Genomic DNA, 18,893 nt, shown 5'->3' with positions numbered 1-18,893 from the left:
CCATTTTCAGCAGATCACGAGCGAATCCATGAGCACCGACAAGACCAACCAGTCCTGGGGCGGCCGCTTCAGTGAACCCGTCGACGCTTTCGTCGCGCGCTTCACGGCCTCCGTCACCTTTGACCAACGCCTCTATCGCCACGACATCATGGGTTCCATCGCCCACGCGACGATGCTGGCCCACGTTGGCGTTTTGACCGACGCCGAGCGCGACACCATCATCGATGGCCTGAATACTATCCAGGCCGAGATCGAAGCCGGCAGTTTCGACTGGCGCGTCGATCTGGAAGATGTGCACATGAACATCGAAGCGCGTCTGACTGACCGCATCGGCATCACCGGCAAAAAATTGCACACCGGTCGCAGCCGTAACGATCAGGTCGCGACCGATATCCGCCTGTGGCTGCGTGACGAGATCGATCTGATTCTGTCCGAGATCACTCGCCTGCAACAGGGCCTGCTGGGTCAGGCCGAGCGAGAAGCCGAAACCATCATGCCGGGCTTCACGCACTTGCAGACCGCACAGCCAGTGACGTTCGGTCACCACATGCTGGCGTGGTTCGAGATGCTGAGCCGCGATTACGAGCGTCTCGTGGATTGCCGCAAACGCCTTAACCGCATGCCACTGGGCAGCGCAGCACTGGCAGGCACCACTTACCCCATCGACCGTGAACTGACCTGCAAACTGCTGGGTTTCGACGTGGTTGGCGGTAACTCGCTGGACAGCGTGTCGGATCGCGACTTCGCCATTGAATTCTGCTCCGCCGCCAGCATCGCGATGATGCACTTGTCGCGCTTCTCGGAAGAGCTGGTGCTGTGGACCAGCGCCCAGTTCCAGTTCATCGATCTGCCGGATCGCTTCTGCACCGGCAGCTCGATCATGCCCCAGAAGAAAAACCCGGACGTCCCGGAGTTGGTGCGTGGCAAGAGCGGCCGCGTTTTCGGCGCCTTGATGGGCTTGCTGACCTTGATGAAGGGCCAGCCTCTGGCTTACAACAAGGACAACCAGGAAGACAAAGAGCCGTTGTTCGACGCCGCCGATACGCTGCGCGATTCGCTGCGTGCCTTTGCCGACATGATCCCGGCGATCAAGCCCAAGCACGCCATCATGCGTGAAGCCGCTCTGCGTGGTTTCTCTACTGCGACTGACCTGGCCGACTATCTGGTGCGTCGTGGCCTGCCGTTCCGTGACTGCCACGAAATCGTTGGTCATGCTGTTAAGTACGGCGTCGAAAGCGGCAAGGACCTGGCTGAAATGAGCCTGGAAGAACTGCGCAAGTTCAGTGATCAGATCGAGCAAGACGTATTTGCCGTTCTGACCCTGGAAGGCTCGGTCAACGCCCGTGACCACATCGGCGGCACCGCGCCAGCGCAGGTCAAGGCGGCGGCGGCTCGCGGCCAGGCACTGTTGGCTTCGCGCTAAACAGATTCGGTGGAGCACTCCTGTGGGAGCGGTGCTTGCCCGCGATGAACGATGACTCGGTGCAGGGCTGTAAACCGAGTTGGCCTTATCGCGGGCAAGCACCGCTCCCACAGGGAAGTGCTCGACATATATTCTTTTGAGGAACACCCCCATGACCGACAAAATCGACAACGACGAAGAAGAGTTCGCTGAATCGACCCTGATCCAGGCCATCGAAAATCAGATCGAAAGCGACAACCCGCCTGCCGCCAAAGCCACTTTCAACAAGCTGACGCTGGTGGGTTATGAGCGCGAAGAGATTCTGCAGCTGATGGCCCACGTGCTGGCTATCGAAATCGACGGACTGCTTGAAGAAGATCGCGCATTCAATACCGAATGGTACGAAGCGGCGCTGCGCGCCTTACCGGAATTGCCGCCCGAGGCATGAGCAACGCGGCTCTCACGCCAATCTGACGATTGGCCCAGCACAGTCTGCAAAAACTCCAGACCCGTACTACACTGCAAAAGCCTCGCTGCCACTATCCAAACGAGGCTGTCACGCCGAGCCGGCTTTAACGGTCATCCAGAACCGACGAGCGCAGCACCGACACGTTGATTCCCGGACACCCGCCAGTCAGTGAGGCGTATTACTAGAAAAAAGTCTGGAGCACCTATGTCGTATACCCCTGAGCTGGTTGCCGAACTGGAAATCCTCGCACTCTTCAATCTGGGCAATACCCTCGAAGGACTCAAAGTCCATCATGTTGCGGCTCCGACCGCTGTTGCTGCTGCGCAAAGACTTTTCGATAAAGGCCTGACGACTCAGGTCGATGGTGGTTATCTCACCAGTCTTGGACTGGAAGCCGCTGAACACGCGCAATCTCTGCTCACTATCCTTAACGTTGCCAAACAAGCTGCCTGAACGCTGCAAGGGTCCGTCGCCAAAATAGGTTCAGCGGACCCTTCATTTATGGAAAACTGCGCCGATAGAAAATTGGCGCCAGAACAATAAACGCGCGCAACGCGTACCTGCCCGCCGTCTAGCTCACCCCTTCAACGCTGCCCCTTTGTCTAAACCGGCAGCCGGTTTGAGTTGTAATGACGCGAAATTCCGAAATTCGTCCCGACCTGGATCAAGGCATCGACCGAGTCGTGCTTACCCAGCTTCGCACCCGCTTCATGACCCTGAGCAACGGGCGGCTTTCCCGTGCCCTCGAAGGAATGTCGACCCGCCAACAGACCGTGCTGAACCTGCTCCCGCTGTTTTTCCATGTCAACCACCCGCTGTTACCGGGCTATGTTTCCGGCAGCACGCCCGCCGGCGTATCCAATTATCAGCCCAGCACACTGGCCTTGGCCGAAGCCCAACGCCTGACCCGCTCGTTTTCCTACAAGTCGCCCCTGGGCACCGTGCGCCAGCCGATTCATGGCCTGTTTTTGATGGGCAGCCTTGGCACCCTGGCGCAAGCCGAAGAAAGCGACATGGACGTCTGGGTCTGCCACGACCCGGAGTTGACCGACAGCGAAATCGCCGAGTTGCGCAGAAAGTGCCAGGCGCTGGAAGCCTGGGCTGATAGCCAGGGTGCCGAAGCGCATTTTTTCCTGATCGACCCGCAACGTTTCGTGACTGGCGAGCGCGACGCGCAACTCAGCTCAGACGACTGCGGCACTACCCAGCATTATCTGTTGCTGGATGAGTTCTACCGCACGGCCATCTGCCTCGCTGGCCGCACGCCGATGTGGTGGCTGGTACCCACTTACGAAGAGCGGCGTTACACCGATTTCACCCACACTTTGCTCTCCAAACGCTTCATCCGCGCCGACGAGGTGCTGGACTTGGGTCATCTGGCGCAAATCCCGCCGGGGGAGTTCCTTGGCGCGGGGTTGTGGCAGCTGTTCAAAGGCATTGAGTCGCCTTACAAATCGGTGCTCAAACTGTTGCTGATTGAGGTCTATGCCAGTGAACACCCTCAGGTGCAGTGCCTGAGCCTGCGCTTCAAGGAGGCGGTGTTCGCCAACCAGCTGGATCTGGATGAGCTGGACCCGTACATGGTGGTCTATCGCCGCATAGAGGAATACCTCGTCCAGCGTGGCGAGTCTGAGCGCCTGGAGTTGGTGCGCCGCGCCCTGTATTTGAAAGTGAATAAAAAGCTCACCGGCAGCACGCGGCTGCGCAGCACGGGTTGGCAGCGACAACTGCTGGAGCGCCTGACGCAGGAATGGGGCTGGAATGAACGGCAACTGTTGTTGCTAGACAGCCGCAGTCAGTGGAAAGTCCGTCAGGTGACCCTTGAACGCCGGACACTGGTCAACGAACTCAATTACAGCTATCGCTTTCTGACGCAATTTGCCCGAACTCAAAATGTAGGCAGCTCGGCCAATACCCGGGACCTCAATGTGCTTGGCCGCAGGCTGTATGCCGCTTTCGAGCGCAAGGCCGGCAAAATCGAGTACATCAACCCCGGCATTGCTCCCGATCTGGCTGAAGACACCCTGACACTGGTGCAATCAGACAACCGCCGCGAGCCAGGAAAGACTCAGTGGGCGCTGTATAACGGCAGCCTCGGCCCTCAGGACTGGCTCAATTTTTCACCCATCAAGCGCAGCCGAGAACTTCTGGAGCTGCTGACCTGGTGTCATCGCAACAACATCATCGACACCTCCACCCGGCTCGCGCTGCATCCGGGTAGCAGCGACTTGAGCGAGATCGAGCTGTTCAACCTGCTCGGCGCGCTGCAACAACAGATTCCGATGCCGCTAGAGGTGGTGAGCGAAGAACGTTTGCTCAGTGCCAGCGTACCCAGGGAAATCCTGTTGCTGGTCAACGTGGGGGTCGACCCTCTCAGGCACCACCGCGACCTCAACATCCTGATGACCACCGAGCGCACCGACTCGCTGAGTTACGCAGGGGTTCGGGAGAACCTCGTACTGACGCTGGATCAGATCACGCTCAACAGCTGGAACGAAATTCTGGTCACCCGTCATGATGGCGAACACGCCTTGCTCGACTGCCTGAGCGACCTGTTGAGCAACCTGCCCGTAGGAGCTGCGCAGCCTGTGGTGCGCGTGCGCTGCTTCTGCCACAACCGGGCACCAGCCATTGCCCAGCGAGTGGAGGAGCTGGTCGCCACCGCGCAGCTGCTGCATGCACAACGCCTTAATCACCGCTATCTGATTCAGGTTCAGCAGCAGTATCACGTTCTGGAAATGGTCCCGGCCCAGCCAGTGACGCAGGTGGTGATCAACAGCCTTGCAGGCCTGTTTGAATACCTGGGCGAGGAGATACCTCGCTACAGCCCGCTGCATCTGGACCCACACGCATTGGCCGAGCACGATCTGGCGTTGATCCTGCCGTCCGGCCAGCCGGAGTGCATCCAGGTCTTTTATCGGATCAATCAGGCGACCGCTGAGCTTTACGTACTCGATGAGCGCAACGCTTTATGGCATCAAAGTCTGCCCTACCATGACGAAACCAGTTTGCTGATGCCCTTGCAGCGGTTCTTCCGCTCGCTGGTATATCGACGCGGGGCCATGCTGCCGCTGGACAACCCTCTTGAACCGACGCGACTGGATATTCTCTATTACCAGCTACTGCCCTCAGGGCTGGCGCGCGCACGACGTATCGAACCGCGCAATGCGCCGGTGGCGATGGATAAGCCGTTTTACGATGTGCAGGCGATTATCGAGGAAGCATCACCCGGTCAGGTGAGCGTCACTCTGTACTGCGACAACCAGGAGTTTTCCGAGCTGGAACATGGCGATCAACTCTTCAGCGTCGTAGCCCGGCAGATCCTGGAGCAGCGCATTGAACCTGAGCGCTATCGCTGTTACATCACCGACCTGGATCTTTCAGGGCTGCTGGGAGATTCACGAGGGCAGAGCATTCTCTATCTGCGCTACAAAGCACATCTGGAAAAATCCCTGAATGACGCCATGGCTCAGGCTTGAACGCACAGCCCTATTGGAGCCGGGCTTGCTCGCGAAGAACGGTGACGTGATGTGTCTGACAGACCGAGGCACCTGGTTCGCGGGCAAGCCTCGCTCCAACGGACCGCGTATCCCTGTGGGAGCCGAGCTTGCTCGCGAAGAACGATGACGCGGGGAATCTGATAAGCCGAGGTGCCTGATTCGCGGGCAAGCCTCGCTCCCACAGAGATCGTGTTCCATCCGTAGGAGCGCGCTTGCCCGCGATGAACGATGACGTGGTGTTTCTGACAGACCGAGACGCCTGGTTCGCGGGCAAGTCGGATGCCGCCCAGCCGCTCCAACGGATTAAACAAAATTCTGTAGGAGTGAGCTTGCTCGCGATGGCGTCAGGTCAGTCGAAAGTTATTTCGCTGAAAAACCATTCACGAGCAAACCCACCGCCACAGAATAGCCGAGGTTTTGAAATTAAGCCTTACTTGACTCAACCCCAGACAACGGCTCTTTACTGCGCCAATGGGGCAGGGAGTTCCAGTAGCGCTCGCCTTTGGCGTCGTCGTACATGCCTTCCCAGCGCGAAATCACCAACACCGCCAAGGCGTTGCCGATCACATTGAGTGCGGTGCGAGCCATGTCCATGATGCGGTCAACACCAGCGATGAATGCCAGGCCTTCCAGTGGAATACCAACGCTACCAAGCGTCGCCAGCAGCACTACAAAGGAAACACCCGGCACACCCGCGATCCCCTTGGACGTGACCATCAGGGTGAATACCAGCATCAGTTGCTGGCCCAGCGACAAATCAATGCCATAAAGCTGGGCAATAAACATGGCGGCAATGCTCTGGTACAAGGTCGAGCCATCAAGGTTGAACGAATAGCCTGTCGGCACCACGAAGCTGCAAATGGCTTTCGGTGCGCCATAGGCTTCCATCTTGCTGATCACCCGCGGCAGGGCGGTTTCGGAGCTGGCGGTGGAGTAGGCCAGGATCAACTCGTCCTTGAAGATGCGCATCAACTTGATCACCGAGAAGCCGAACAGGCGGGCAATCAGACCAAGCACCACGAACGCGAAGAAGGCGATGGCGAAGTAGACGAGGATCACCAGCTTGGCCAACGGCAGCAGCGACGCGAAACCAAAGTTGGCTACGGTCACGGCGATCAATGCAAATACACCGATCGGCGCGTATTTCATGATCATGTGAGTGACCTTGAACATGGTTTCCGAAACGCCCTGGAAAACCTTCAGCACCGGGTCGCGGACTTCGGCGTCGAGACTGGCCAAACCCAGACCGAACATCACCGAGAAGAAGATGATCGGCAACATATCGCCACGGGCAACGGCGGCGAAGATATTGGACGGGATCAGGTTAAGAATCGTCGCGATGAAGGCATGGTCATGCTGCACTTCGGCCGTGGTTGCCGTGTACTTGGAGATATCGACCGTGCCCAGGGTGCTCATGTCGATGCCGGCACCCGGGTGAAAAACGTTGGCCAGCACCAGCCCAACCAGAATCGCAACGGTGGTCACAACTTCGAAGTAGAGAATGGTCTTGAGGCCGATACGCCCGAGCTTTTTGGCGTCGCCGACACCTGCGATGCCCACTACCAGCGACGCAACCACAATCGGGACGACGATCATCTTGATCAGGCGAATGAAGATATCGCCGGCAGGTTGAAGGATATTACTGATCCACCACGCCTTCTCGGCACTGAAATGGTTGAGCAGCGCACCCAGCGCAATCCCGAGTACCAGACCGATGAGGATCTGCCAGGCCAGGCTCAGCTTTGCCTTCTTCATGTCGTTACCTTTTTTCAAGTGGCCGGACATCTCTGAAAACACGCCTGCACAATATTGCCAATCCACAGCAATCCGAAGCAGTGACTGTCAGAGCCGTCCAGAGTAGGTGCCGCAAGCGAGCATCCTGGCTCTGTAGCTGGCGAAAAAAGGCGCAACTATTCCCACGAGAAGAGGCAGCGTCTAATGCCGTAAATGACTACCCCATGCCGAATCGGCATAACGTTTGCGACATAAAACCTATCTGAAAACGACATCCGAGTGCCGCATTTCGGCGCACAGGTGGCTAAAACGGCGTCTGTGGAGTTTTTAGGCATTCAAAAGAGGGGGTTACAGCGGGGGGGGGGGATTCTTCGATGAAGCGCGGAAATTTCCTACAGAAAAACCCGGATGTGCGGCCATGTGCCGCTGGTAGAAATGAGTAAACGCGACGCAAGCAGAACTTGCATCGCGGTTCTTCCTGACCCGGCCCTCAACGGAGGTACTCCCTGTACCCCTAGGTCACTTCGATCCAAACGATCAAAGCATCCCGGCCCCATGGTCATGCGCCACCGTCGTGGAGCGGCGCAGCTCAAAAAGCACTCCGAACAAGAGTGCTCTCTGTTCACGAGTTCTTGGTATTACTTAATACCAGTTCGGATCCTTGCGAAGCTCTTCATCCAACAGCTTCTTCATTCCATCATCCGGATCGCCGAGGAAACGGTAGGTCGCATGGCGCGTTGGAGACTTGTCCGTAGGCAAGCCCGCAGGCACTTCGACCAACATGGCATAGGCATCATCCTTATCGAGGCTGAAAGCCACGATCAGGCGTTTGCTTTTGCAGCTTTCAGCGGTTTCACACAATGGCCCGACGATGAAGGGCTTGCCCTCTTCCGTAACAGCCTGCATCTGCTGCTCCGAAGCGCCAGAAAGATTGATTACCCAATCAGGTAGCCGTTCTTCTTTCTTAACAACGCCTTCCCAGGTCTGGCGATACTCGGGTGCAGAGCTAAGGAGCTCGTTCACTCGGGTCTGTCCATCATTGGCAGCCATCGCCATTGTGCTGCCGCCCATTAACAGGGCGGCGGCGAGTGAATGGAACGAAGTGCGCATATTCAGCCTCGGCCGCGACGGCCAAAGAAGAAGGAGACAACGAACATGACCAGGAATACGACGAACAGAATCTTCGCGATACCGGTCGCGGTGCCTGCGATACCACCGAAGCCAAGTACTGCAGCGACAATGGCGATGATCAGAAACGTGATTGCCCAACTCAACATGGTGATTCTCCTTGGTTACTACTTTTAAAGTGGTTACTGCTTTTAATGAATGCTGTTTCTACGGCAACGCGGGTTAGAAAACCCAGGATTGCTGATTTTGCTGCTGCGGCATTTCACTGACAGGCGCTGTGCCTTCCACAGGTGTAAAGCTCAGCGCAGTGTCTCTGGCCAACGGCGCACTGGCCGTGGTGTAGGACTGGCTGTAAGTGAACTGCTGTTTAATCTGTGTCGCTTCATGCATTGCCGCGCGGTTGTTATCCCAGCGCTGAAACTGTTGGATCGCAATCAGAGTGACCAGCACGGCCAATGTGGCAAACAACATCTGCTGGATATGCAGTGGCGAAATGCGCATTTGGGCGAAACGCTTGCTGTTCATCTGGTTGCTCCTGAGATCCCGCAGGGATGCTCGATCCTGATCTTGTTGCCGGTTACTTCACGGCTTGTATGAGAGGGTTATTGCAGGGTGCATGCCAGTTTTATAATCACAGTTATTTCCTTATAAATCAGCGGCTTACATTCACCTATAAAATCTTTCTGCGAGCAACCTGCACGATAAGCCTGTATTTATCGTGCAGGTTGCACGACGACCGCCGCGTAGGATTAGCCCGCAGTCTTGGCCAGGACTTTCAACGCATCTGCATTCACCCCTTTAACCCCGCGTATATTCCGGGCGATTTCCACCGCCAATTCTTTCTCGGCGTAGTTGGCGACGATCCCGTTGAGGGAAACCAGACCGCTCTTGGTCTCGACTTTGATGTTCATGCCATCGAGGTTGCGGCTATAGATGAGGCTGGATTTAACCTTGCTGGTAATCCAGACATCGCTCATCTCCTCGACAGGGGTGTTGACCTGCGGGTCGGTGCGGGAATTGATAGAGTCCGCGGCGCTGATGCTGATCAGGTTATTAACACTGACCACGCCATCGGTATTGGTCGCAAGGTTGCCAGCCACTTCTTTGGCTTCCGGGCTCTGCGCGCGACCTTTGAGCGTTACCACGCCATCCTTGGTATCGACGTCGATTTTCAGCGCCTCGGTCACGCTGCTCCACAGCAACTTGGACTTCACCGTCGCGGTCAGGGTGGCGTCTTCAAAGCGCTGCGCCATGGAGGCTTTGGCGCCGGGCTCAGCGGCGACTTCGGGATCTATTTCCAGCTGGTTGTCCACCTTGTCGATGCCTTTGACGTCCAGCGCAATTCGTTCTGCGAGCTCGCGATCGACCTCATTCTCGACCTTGCCCTTCAGGACTGCAGTGCCTTGTTCAACGCTCACGTCGATCTTGAAAGGGCTCAAATGTTTATTGAGGGCGAAAGCTGTCCAGATCGAGCCTTCCTGTCTTGCTTCGTTCAACTGGCTGGGCAGATCCCCTTGGGCCGCGCTGGCCAGTAGCGGGTTGAGACTCAGTGCCGTGACTGTGGCGGTCGCCAGGGCGAGCTTTTTCAGCGGGTGCATGGCATTTCTCCATCGATGGCTATGCATTGGATTTGAGCAAATCGCTCAATCGAAAAGCAGAAGAAACCCGCAAGTCATGTGCCAGCGGTTTTTTTGGGTAGAAAACTATATAAATCAATCGCTTAACTATATTCCTATCAGATAGCTACCATGCAGCACGCATAATCAATCAGAATCGACCATGCAACTTGCCCGATTATTCCGACACTAAGGCAAGACAATTCACTGAGGAGCGTAGGAAAAATGGAAGCAGCCACTGAGAATCAGGGCCGTATTCTGCTTGTGGATGACGAGTCCGCGATCCTTCGCACGTTCCGCTATTGCCTGGAAGATGAGGGCTATAGCGTCGCCACCGCCAACAGCGCAGCGCAAGCGGAAACGTTGCTGCAACGCCAGGTATTCGACCTGTGCTTTCTGGATTTGCGGCTGGGCGAAGACAATGGCCTTGATGTGCTGGCGCAGATGCGCGTCCAGGCCCCCTGGATGCGGGTAGTGATCGTCACGGCACATTCGGCCGTCGACACTGCCGTGGATGCTATTCAGGCAGGTGCCGCCGACTACCTGGTCAAGCCTTGCAGCCCGGACCAACTGCGTCTGGCCACCGCCAAACAACTGGAAGTGCGCCAACTCTCGGCACGCCTTGAAGCCCTCGAAGGTGAGATCCGCAAACCTAAGGACGGCCTGGATTCCCATAGCCCTTCAATGATGGCGATTCTGGAAACTGCCCGTCAGGTAGCTGTCACCGATGCCAACATCCTGATCCTCGGCGAATCCGGTACCGGTAAAGGCGAGCTGGCCCGGGCAATTCACGGCTGGAGCAAACGCGCGAAGAAATCCTGCGTCACCATCAACTGTCCGTCTCTGACGGCCGAACTGATGGAAAGCGAACTGTTCGGTCACAGCCGAGGCGCGTTTACCGGTGCCAGCGAAAGCACCTTGGGACGCGTCAACCAAGCCGACGGCGGCACGCTGTTTCTTGACGAAATCGGCGATTTTCCCCTCACGTTACAACCAAAGTTGCTGCGCTTCATTCAGGACAAGGAATACGAGCGCGTGGGTGACCCTGTTACCCGACGCGCCGATGTCCGCATCCTCGCAGCCACCAACCTCAACCTGGAAGACATGGTTCGCAACGGCCGTTTTCGCGAAGACCTACTCTATCGCCTGAATGTGATCACCCTGCATCTGCCGGCATTGCGTGAACGCACCGAAGACATCCTGACCCTGGCTGATCGCTTCCTGGCGCGTTTCGTCAAGGATTACGCGCGCCCTGCACGGGGATTCAGCGAAGAGGCGAAGTCTGCGCTGCTCAATTACCGCTGGCCGGGCAACATTCGCGAGCTGCGCAACGTGATAGAACGGGCCAGCATCATTTGTCCGCAAGAACGTGTCGAAGTCGCGCATCTGGGCATGGGTGAGCAGCCGACCAGCAACGCACCTCGCGTAGGCGCTGCCCTGAGCCTGGACCAATTGGAAAAAGCCCACATCGGCGCAGTCTTGGCCACCAGCGAAACGCTGGATCAGGCGGCGAAAACCTTAGGTATCGACGCCTCGACGTTGTACCGCAAACGCAAGCAGTACAACCTGTGAAAACTCGCGCATGAAATGGGCAATGAAGTTACGCACAAGGCTGTTCTTCAGCATCTCGGCCCTGATAACGGTAGCGTTGTTAGGGCTGGCGCTGGGGCTCGTCAGCGTAATGCAGATGGCCAAATCCCAGGAAAACCTGATCCGAGAGAACTTCGTGTCGCTGGATACGGGGCTCAAACTCCGGCAAAACCTGGGTGATCAGCTGGTCATGATGCTCAATGAGTCACCCGCACAGGAACCGCTGCAAAAGCTGCAGGAGCAGTTTCGCCAAGTGTTGGCTCAGGGCATCGCTCATGATGAACAGAGTAATGTCGACAATGGCTTTTTGGGTGTCCGCACTGACTATGAAAGATTTCTCGAGGCTTACGCGAAATCCAGAAGCACACCTCGCGCCATGCGCGACAACGCCGAGCTAAGCGAGCGCTTCAATATCTTGCGCAACAAGCTGGTTGCGGCGCATCGACAGTCCCTGAGCAATATCGGCGAGGTTGAATCCCGGGCCAGGTCACGGGCCATATGGGTGGCAGGCTTGCTGGGCCTGGTTGGGCTTGCGGTACTGTGCATCGGTTTCATCACCGCTCACGGCATTGCCCGGCGTTTTGGTGCGCCCATCGAGGCGCTGGCCAAAGCGGCCGATAATATCGGCCAAGGCAATTTCGAGGTCACATTGCCGATCTCTTCGGCTGCTGAGATGAACCTGCTGACCCGGCGTTTCGGCATCATGGCCGAAGCTTTGCGCCAACATCAGGTGACCAACGTCGACGAATTGCTTGCCGGGCAACAACGGCTTCAGGCCGTTCTCGACAGTATCGATGATGGCTTGTTGATGATCGACCGCCAGGGTCGGCTGGAACACCTCAACCCGGTTGCCCAACGCCAGTTGGGCTGGGACGAAGACCGTCTGGGCCAAGGCCTTGGCGAGGCGTTGCAGCGTCCCGAGCTCGATGAGCAACTGTATCTCACCCTGCGCGGGGGAACACTGGAACGCGCGCCGGAAGATCTGGAAATCGAGGTCGATGGCGAAACAAGGCTTCTCACCTACAGCCTTACCCCCGTCAGTCACACCAAAGGCCATATCCTCGGCGCAGTGATGGTGCTGCATGACGTAACCGAACAGCGGGCATTCGAGCGCGTGCGTAGCGAGTTTGTTCTGCGCGCTTCCCATGAACTGCGCACGCCGGTCACGGGGATGCATATGGCATTCGGCCTGTTCCGCGAGCGGGCAAAATTCCCAGCCGACTCCCGAGAAGCGGACCTGCTCGACACGGTCAATGAAGAAATGCAGCGCCTGATGCAGCTGATCAATGACTTGTTGAATTTTTCCCGCTATCAGAACGGCCTGCAAAAACTCACTCTCGCGCCTTGCTCCATCGACGAATTGCTCGAACACACTCGGCTGCGCTTTCAGGATCAAGCTCAGGAGCAGAACATCGTCCTGTCGATCGAAGCCGAAGAACCCCTGCCGCGCCTGCATGCCGACCGTGCTCAACTTGAACGGGTACTGGATAACCTGCTGGACAACGCGCTGCGCCACACCCCTGAAAATGGCCTGATCCGCTTACAGGCCAGGCGCCATGGCGAGCGGGTCATCATCAGTGTCGAGGACAACGGTGAAGGCATTGCTTATGGGCAGCAAGGGAGGATTTTCGAACCCTTTGTCCAGGTCGGCCGCAAGAAAGGCGGTGCCGGGCTGGGCTTGGCACTGTGCAAAGAAATCGTGCAACTGCACGGCGGCAGAATGGGCGTGTACTCAAGACCAGGGCAGGGCACCCAGTTTTATATGGCGTTGCCGCTTTAACCATTTTTGGACTGTAGGCGCGCGCCTGCCCTCAATCGGATAACGACGTGGGACCGGCTTTAGCCGGGAAGAGGACGGGACAGGCACTGAATCTTTCCCTACCGAACTACTGCTTTCCCGGCTAAAGCCGGTCCCACGTCATAGAATCGCCCATAAGCACCGCAATCACGCCACGTCCTCCGCCCGTCTTCCCTGGCTGCGGCGGCCGCCGGTGACCAGTTCGGTGAACTTGACCGCGCTCAATGGTCGGGCGAACAGCCAGCCTTGGCCATAAATAACCCCCTCGCTGATCAACAGCTGAGCCTGGGACTCAAACTCGATACCTTCGGCGATCACCCGCAGATTCAAGGCATGAGCCATACGAATGATGTGCGGAGCGACACCGCTGCTGGCGGCATCATGGCCGAGGGCATCAATGAATGCTTTGTCGATCTTCAGGCAATCCACGGGCAAGGTTTGCAGATAGGCCAGGCTGCAATAACCCGTGCCGAAGTCATCGATCAACACTTGATGGCCCCGGTCGCGCAGCGCCTGTAGGTGATTGCGGGCAACCACCACGTCGATCAACCCACGCTCGGTCACCTCGAAGGCGATTTGCCGTGCAGCCACTCGATGCTGTGCCAGTAATCTGGCCGTTACTCGCCCGATGCGCGGGGCCATCACATCACAGGCAGCCAGATTCACTGATATATAGAGGTGCGGATTGGCACGCAGCAACGGCCCAAGTTGCTCCAGCAGCTGCTGCAAAACGAAGTCCGTGATCTGCCGAATCTGCCCGGTGTTTTCCGCCAGCGGGATGAACAGGTCCGGACTGGTCAAGGTGCCGTCGGGCCTGCGCCAGCGCACCAGCGCCTCGGCACCCACGCAGAGTCGGGTGTTGAGGTCAAAGATCGGCTGATACAGAACTTTGAGCTCGCTGCGCCTCAATGCGCCTTGCAACTCACCCCCGAGAGAGCGCTGCTGCCGTACCAGTTGCAGCACCAATGCACCGATGCACAGGGCCACCAGAAGGCTTGCCGGAACCAGAAACCACCAGGCACCAGCGACTTTCTCCTGCAAGCCTGCCCGAGGCGCAATCATCACCAGCTGATATTCGGGACTCTGGGTCGGCATGCGATAAATCAGTCGTTTATCAGTGACCATCAAGGTCTCATCGGCTTCCGACGACCAACGCGCCGTCGGCGGCCAGGACTGCTCCGGGCCCAGAACCGTCACCGCTTTGCTGCCGTGATTGAGCACTACCAGCAAGCTGCCTCCCACCGGCAGATCAACTACATCGGTCAGATGGCCCCGGGAAGTGGACACTCTGAAACCGCCTCGGCCCAGCACCAGTGCCGCCAGGTTGTCGTCGGGCTGGGCCGAGGTATTGAGCCAGTAGTCATAAGTCGGGCCGCGAATATCGGCGGGGCGCTCCTTACCCAGATTGCTGGTGGGGATCCAGCTGGAACACAACTGGGTATCGCCAACAAACGCCGCCTCGTAGATAAAGCGGTAGCTGGCAATCACCTGGCGCAAGCGGTCAATCATCTCGGGGGTGCAACGCCTCAGAGGCTGAGCCTCCAGCTGGTCCAGCCCCACACGTAACTGCCCGAAAAGTTGCTCCAGGCGTACCAGAAAGCGCTCACCCTGGGCCTTCATTTGCTCGCTTTCGTTTTGCCGTGCCTGATGCACGGCCAAGGCGAAGCTGCCTGCCAAAAGCACAGCCGCACTCAACATGGCGGCGAGCAAAGCCATCAGCCAGGGACGATAGAAAGTCATGCGAAATGAGGTTGCAGCACCAAGCATCGGGGGATATCCGCAGGATTACCCCCTCAGGTATAGCAACAGACCTGAAAAACGCTCGTTTTATCAGCGTATTTCAGACCTTTAGCGCTGGCGATTGAGTACTTTAAGGATTGCCGCGCTTTGCACGTCAGGTTGTCCGTCGAACCGTGCCGGCCTGTAATGCATCTGAAAGGCAGCCAGAACCCCGCGTGTCGCGACATCCAGCTCCCCGGTCTGCGGTGTGCTGTAGCCAAGCCGGGCCAGTTGTTGCTGGAACCAGATCACATCCGGCAGCGCATTAGCCATCAAGGCCTGCTGCTGGGCAACCTGACGCTCGTCCGGCCACACGCCCAAGCCTTCCTGGGCCAACCGCTTCCAGGGGAACAGCGGCCCCGGGTCCAACTTGCGCGCCGGGGCAATGTCGCTATGGCCGATGATATGACGTGGATCGATGTGGTTACGCTTAACAATGTCTTTGAGCAGCACGATCAGGGCCTGTATCTGCCCTTCGGTGTAGGGATACCAGAGCCTTCCGGTCGGCGTGTCGCGATAACCGGGATTGACGATTTCAATGCCGATGGATGCCGAATTCAGCCAGGTACGCCCATCCCACTCACTTTCACCGGCATGCCAGGCACGAGCGCTCTCGTCTACCAGCTTGTAGATGATCGGGGGCGTGTCGCCGATCAGGTAATGGGCGCTCACCTCGCCGTTGGTCAGCAATGCAAGGGAATGCTCCAGCGTCGTGGAGGTGTAGTGCACGACGACAAACTGAATCCGATTGTCGTAGTTGGCCGAGGGGTGGCTGGTGTCGAGCCGCAGGCCACTGGTGCAAGCGGTCAAGGTAAGGAGCAACAGGGCAGAGCAAAGCAACTTCATGAGAATCCGGTACGCATTGGCAGTAAAAGAATTGAGCATAACGTAAAGAGCAGGGATCGATCAGGCCGAGCAAGGACCGCTCAGCCTTGCTCTACCTGATTGCGGCCGTTTTCCTTGGCGCGATACAGCGCCTGATCAGCACGCTTGAGCGCAACATCGCTGCGTTCGCCTGGGCGCAGCGCTGTTACACCGATTGAAACAGTGATGACCACCGGTTCACTCTTGAAATGGAAAGGGCAAAGCTCTACCGCTGTACGCAACTGATCCAGCAGCGCCAGCCCCGCGCCGACGGGAGTGGCCGGCATCAGGACCACGAACTCTTCACCGCCAAAACGGGCGATGAAATCGCCGCCGCGCAGGTGTTTCTTCAGTACCTTGGCAACGATCTTCAGAACCCGGTCACCGGCCAGATGCCCAAAGCCATCATTGATGCGCTTGAAGTGATCCAGATCGAGAATGCCCAGCAGCAGGCTGTTTTTATCTCGCTGCCAGAGGGCGACTTCATGCCCGAGGCGCTCTTCCCAGGCAGCACGGTTGGGCAGGCTGGTCAGCGGGTCAATCAACGCTTTTTGTCGCTGCTCTTCAATGTTGGCCCTGAAACCCAACGCCTCCTGCTCCATGGTCGCGACCCGGCTGGCAAGGCTTTGCAAGCGCGCGGCCACGTTCTGCTCGCGCTCGTCCCGGGTGACCTGGTGCTGATCCATAGTGCTCAGCAAACCTTCGAGGCGGCTTTCCAGCACTTGCTTGAGGCTGTTCAGGTCAGCCGCATCCTGCACACTGCTTTGCAGGCCATCCACCTGTTCGCGCAGCTGATTATTCAACTCTCGCGATTCGGACTGTTGGCCTACATAGTCCTCACTGGCCGCCTGCAAATTGCTTTGGAACGACTCCAGTCGCTCGTTGAGCTGCTTGAGGTAGCTTTCAAAATCTTGCTGGCCGCCATCACTGATAGCCAGCATCAAGACTGCAAGATCCTCGAGAATCGGCAGTAATTCGTACCAATTAAGTCCATGCTCCAAACGCTTGCGCATCGCCTCGGCCTGCGGGCGGTGATGTTCGGGCAAGGTCAGATCGTTGAGCAGCCCCAGCAGGGTTTCCTCAATGTGAGTGGCGACAGAGCTGTAACTAGGCTCAGGAGAGCTGGGCAGTGAAAAGGGCGCCGCTTCTTCACTTTGCTCGGATGCTTCTTCGTCCAGGCCGACGATGAAGGGTTCGGAAAATTGCTCAAACGGCACCGATGGTGTCGGGGTGAGCAGGTCCTGAGTGGCGACAGGTTCAAGCTCTGACGCGGCAACCCGCTCGGCGACCGGTTCGGGTTCAGGTAAGGGCGCTGGAAGAGGATCGACTTTAGCGACAACTTCAACGCCCGCCGCTTCGACAACCTCACGAGGTTTTGCAGCAGCCTGAACGACCTGCACGTGCTGCGACGCCACTGCTGCCGGCTCTACCGCTGCCAGCGGCTCATACCGTCCAGTCGAAGTGCCAGCCGGTTGAGTCGGCGCAGCCACAGCGGTTGGCGAGGGGTCAGGCTCTCCCCGATCGTCGGCGTAGGCATCGAAGTCCCCAGGCGCAGGCTCCGGGATGAGCGGCGTTAATTGCGCAGTGGCATCACCCGGCTCAGCGCCGGCCGGGCTCGCTTCATGCCCGCCGAACAAGCGCGCCAGCAAGCCTGGCCTCGCCTGCTCTTCAGGCTTTTCAATCTGGGTTAGCGCCCGCCCTTGCAGTCCGCTGAGTTCGCCCAGAAGCAGTGGCAGTTCTCGCGCCTGAGAGGCACGCTCCTCAAGGTCTTTAGCGAAACGCTTGAGCGGCTTGCGGACGTCTTTGGGTAGATCCAGCGACTGCAACTGCGACACCAGTGAAACCAGCGCGCTGCTGATTTGACCGGCGCGGACTTCGCGGCGCTGCTCGGAGTCCAGCACAGCCTTTTCGAGCTTGGGGATCAGCGCAGCAAGCCCCGCGTCCATGTCATCCTTGCGGACGATCTCGCGCATTTCCTTCATGCATTGATCGACCGCCCGATCCGAGCCCTCAGCCGCCAGACTGCTGCGTACCAGACCGCGGCGCAGCAAGTCGAGACGGGCATTCCAGCGCTTTTCGAGCTTGTCCTGTTGCTCGATGCCCTTGAGGTACTTTTCTCTCCAGCGTTCAGCTTCATCGCTCATGCAAGCGATCCACGATTACTGGGTACGGGCAATGAGTCCTCACATAATGAGGCCGGAAGACGGATCTCCACCGCGACGGGCAAGTGATCGGAAATAGGTTGCGCCAGCACCTGCACCCGTTCGAGCGTCAGGGTAGGGCTGAGCAAAATATGATCAAGACAGCGCTGCGGCCGCCAGCTCGGGAACGTTGCTTCGATCTGCGGCGCGAGCAAGCCCAGGTCGCGCAACGGCGAGTGTTCCAGCAGGTCCAGGGCGTGGGTGTTCATGTCGCCCATCAATACCTGATGCCGATAGCCGCCGATCAACTCTCTGATGTAAGCAAGCTGTCGTGTGCGCGCCCGAGCACCCAGCGCCAGATGCATCATGACCACTACCAGCGCGTCTTCGCCCTCGCCGAAACGCACGAGGATCGCACCGCGCCCAGCCGGGCCAGGCAATGGATGGTCTTCAATGGCAGCCGGCCGTAGACGGCTCAACACGCCGTTGCTGTGCTGACCGAAACGGCCGAGGTTGCGATTGAGTTGCTGATACCAGTAGGGAAAAGCCCCAAGCTGCGCCAGGTGCTCGACTTGATTGACGTAGCCGGAACGCAAACTGCCGCCATCGGCTTCCTGCAGGGCTACCAGATCGAAGTCGCCCAGCAGGTCACCAATCTTCTGCAGATTGCCGGCCCGACCACCGTGAGGCAGCAAATGCTGCCAGCCCCGCGTTACGTAGTGGCCGTAACGCTCGGTGCTGATGCCGACCTGAATATTGAAACTGAGCAAACGTAGCCGACCATCGGCCGGCAACCCGCTTGCTTGAACATGATGTTCGTTGACCCGCGGATCATGCAGGCCAACAACACGTGCTTCTCTCCAGCGCCGCAT

General features: G+C 58.0%; 15 protein-coding genes. 6 read left to right on the top strand and 9 right to left on the bottom strand.

Annotated features, from left to right (window positions below; translation table 11 throughout):
* Positions 1-28 precede the first annotated feature (28 nt).
* The 4 genes from argH to IV01_RS16390 all read left to right on the top strand — a co-directional run bounded on the left by argH (position 29) and on the right by IV01_RS16390 (position 5,350).
* Entirely contained in the window at positions 29-1,423 is a 1,395-nt protein-coding gene (gene argH, locus IV01_RS16375; RefSeq protein ID WP_032627626.1) for an argininosuccinate lyase, read from the top strand.
* 151 nt (positions 1,424-1,574) lie between these two features.
* On the top strand, positions 1,575-1,850 hold the full coding sequence (locus IV01_RS16380) for a hypothetical protein (protein ID WP_032627625.1): 276 nt from the start codon (positions 1,575-1,577) through the stop codon (positions 1,848-1,850).
* A 225-nt stretch (positions 1,851-2,075) separates the two neighbouring features.
* Positions 2,076-2,324 carry a TIGR02647 family protein gene (locus IV01_RS16385; protein WP_032627624.1) on the top strand — a complete coding sequence of 83 codons (249 nt, stop codon included), beginning with the start codon at positions 2,076-2,078 and terminating at the stop codon, positions 2,322-2,324.
* Between the two features lie 176 nt (positions 2,325-2,500).
* Positions 2,501-5,350: a class I adenylate cyclase gene (locus IV01_RS16390; protein ID WP_032627623.1), complete on the top strand. Its 2,850-nt coding sequence runs from the start codon at positions 2,501-2,503 to the stop codon at positions 5,348-5,350.
* Between the two features lie 444 nt (positions 5,351-5,794).
* Here the strand turns inward: IV01_RS16390 and gltP are convergent, their stop codons facing one another.
* From gltP to IV01_RS16415, 5 genes are all read right to left on the bottom strand, one after another.
* Complete coding sequence (gene gltP, locus IV01_RS16395; RefSeq protein WP_032627672.1) at positions 5,795-7,126, bottom strand: glutamate/aspartate:proton symporter GltP; 1,332 nt, start codon at positions 7,124-7,126, stop codon at positions 5,795-5,797.
* A 621-nt stretch (positions 7,127-7,747) separates the two neighbouring features.
* Positions 7,748-8,215 carry an inhibitor of vertebrate lysozyme family protein gene (locus tag IV01_RS16400; RefSeq protein ID WP_032627622.1) on the bottom strand — a complete coding sequence of 156 codons (468 nt, stop codon included), beginning with the start codon at positions 8,213-8,215 and terminating at the stop codon, positions 7,748-7,750.
* A gap of 2 nt (positions 8,216-8,217) precedes the next feature.
* On the bottom strand, positions 8,218-8,382 hold the full coding sequence (locus IV01_RS16405; protein WP_002555679.1) for a DUF1328 domain-containing protein: 165 nt from the start codon (positions 8,380-8,382) through the stop codon (positions 8,218-8,220).
* A 73-nt stretch (positions 8,383-8,455) separates the two neighbouring features.
* Positions 8,456-8,758, bottom strand: a complete 303-nt coding sequence (locus IV01_RS16410; protein ID WP_032627621.1) for a hypothetical protein — start codon at positions 8,756-8,758, stop codon at positions 8,456-8,458.
* 224 nt (positions 8,759-8,982) lie between these two features.
* A complete protein-coding gene (locus IV01_RS16415) occupies positions 8,983-9,831 on the bottom strand; it encodes a BON domain-containing protein (protein WP_032627620.1) in 849 nt (282 codons plus the stop codon).
* A gap of 243 nt (positions 9,832-10,074) precedes the next feature.
* Between IV01_RS16415 and algB the strand changes: the two genes are divergently transcribed.
* A complete protein-coding gene (algB, locus tag IV01_RS16420) occupies positions 10,075-11,421 on the top strand; it encodes a sigma-54-dependent response regulator transcription factor AlgB (RefSeq protein WP_032627619.1) in 1,347 nt (448 codons plus the stop codon).
* A gap of 10 nt (positions 11,422-11,431) precedes the next feature.
* Positions 11,432-13,219, top strand: a complete 1,788-nt coding sequence (locus IV01_RS16425; protein ID WP_032627618.1) for a KinB sensor domain-containing domain — start codon at positions 11,432-11,434, stop codon at positions 13,217-13,219.
* Between the two features lie 165 nt (positions 13,220-13,384).
* On the opposite strand, the gene IV01_RS16430 is transcribed toward IV01_RS16425, so the two are convergent.
* The 4 genes from IV01_RS16430 to IV01_RS16445 all read right to left on the bottom strand — a co-directional run bounded on the left by IV01_RS16430 (position 13,385) and on the right by IV01_RS16445 (position 18,893).
* A complete protein-coding gene (locus IV01_RS16430; protein WP_032627617.1) occupies positions 13,385-15,004 on the bottom strand; it encodes an EAL domain-containing protein in 1,620 nt (539 codons plus the stop codon).
* An 81-nt stretch (positions 15,005-15,085) separates the two neighbouring features.
* A complete protein-coding gene (locus IV01_RS16435) occupies positions 15,086-15,862 on the bottom strand; it encodes an N-acetylmuramoyl-L-alanine amidase (RefSeq protein ID WP_032627616.1) in 777 nt (258 codons plus the stop codon).
* An 80-nt stretch (positions 15,863-15,942) separates the two neighbouring features.
* Positions 15,943-18,024 (bottom strand): GGDEF domain-containing protein, encoded by a 2,082-nt coding sequence (locus IV01_RS16440; protein WP_032627615.1) that lies wholly within the window; start codon positions 18,022-18,024, stop codon positions 15,943-15,945.
* Positions 18,021-18,893: an endonuclease/exonuclease/phosphatase family protein gene (locus IV01_RS16445; RefSeq protein ID WP_032627614.1), complete on the bottom strand. Its 873-nt coding sequence runs from the start codon at positions 18,891-18,893 to the stop codon at positions 18,021-18,023. Before IV01_RS16445 ends, IV01_RS16440 begins: the two co-directional genes overlap by 4 nt.

The sequence above is a fragment of the Pseudomonas syringae genome (assembly GCF_000737245.1).
Taxonomy (GTDB): Bacteria; Pseudomonadota; Gammaproteobacteria; order Pseudomonadales; family Pseudomonadaceae; genus Aquipseudomonas; species Aquipseudomonas syringae_J.
The sequence above is the reverse complement of the archived record's forward strand: the minus strand, read 5'-3'. Positions and strand labels throughout refer to the sequence as shown.

Excerpts from the sequence above, each read along its gene's own strand:
- argH (WP_032627626.1), top strand. The coding sequence starts at position 29 with ATGAGCACCGACAAGACCAACCAGTCCTGGGGCGGCCGCTTCAGTGAA.
- IV01_RS16380 (WP_032627625.1), top strand. The coding sequence starts at position 1,575 with ATGACCGACAAAATCGACAACGACGAAGAAGAGTTCGCTGAATCGACC.
- IV01_RS16385 (WP_032627624.1), top strand. The coding sequence starts at position 2,076 with ATGTCGTATACCCCTGAGCTGGTTGCCGAACTGGAAATCCTCGCACTC.
- IV01_RS16390 (WP_032627623.1), top strand. The coding sequence starts at position 2,501 with ATGACGCGAAATTCCGAAATTCGTCCCGACCTGGATCAAGGCATCGAC.
- gltP (WP_032627672.1), bottom strand. The coding sequence starts at position 7,126 with ATGAAGAAGGCAAAGCTGAGCCTGGCCTGGCAGATCCTCATCGGTCTG.
- IV01_RS16400 (WP_032627622.1), bottom strand. The coding sequence starts at position 8,215 with ATGCGCACTTCGTTCCATTCACTCGCCGCCGCCCTGTTAATGGGCGGC.
- IV01_RS16405 (WP_002555679.1), bottom strand. The coding sequence starts at position 8,382 with ATGTTGAGTTGGGCAATCACGTTTCTGATCATCGCCATTGTCGCTGCA.
- IV01_RS16410 (WP_032627621.1), bottom strand. The coding sequence starts at position 8,758 with ATGAACAGCAAGCGTTTCGCCCAAATGCGCATTTCGCCACTGCATATC.
- IV01_RS16415 (WP_032627620.1), bottom strand. The coding sequence starts at position 9,831 with ATGCACCCGCTGAAAAAGCTCGCCCTGGCGACCGCCACAGTCACGGCA.
- algB (WP_032627619.1), top strand. The coding sequence starts at position 10,075 with ATGGAAGCAGCCACTGAGAATCAGGGCCGTATTCTGCTTGTGGATGAC.
- IV01_RS16425 (WP_032627618.1), top strand. The coding sequence starts at position 11,432 with ATGAAATGGGCAATGAAGTTACGCACAAGGCTGTTCTTCAGCATCTCG.
- IV01_RS16430 (WP_032627617.1), bottom strand. The coding sequence starts at position 15,004 with ATGCTTGGTGCTGCAACCTCATTTCGCATGACTTTCTATCGTCCCTGG.
- IV01_RS16435 (WP_032627616.1), bottom strand. The coding sequence starts at position 15,862 with ATGAAGTTGCTTTGCTCTGCCCTGTTGCTCCTTACCTTGACCGCTTGC.
- IV01_RS16440 (WP_032627615.1), bottom strand. The coding sequence starts at position 18,024 with ATGAGCGATGAAGCTGAACGCTGGAGAGAAAAGTACCTCAAGGGCATC.
- IV01_RS16445 (WP_032627614.1), bottom strand. The coding sequence starts at position 18,893 with ATGCGGCGCTGGAGAGAAGCACGTGTTGTTGGCCTGCATGATCCGCGG.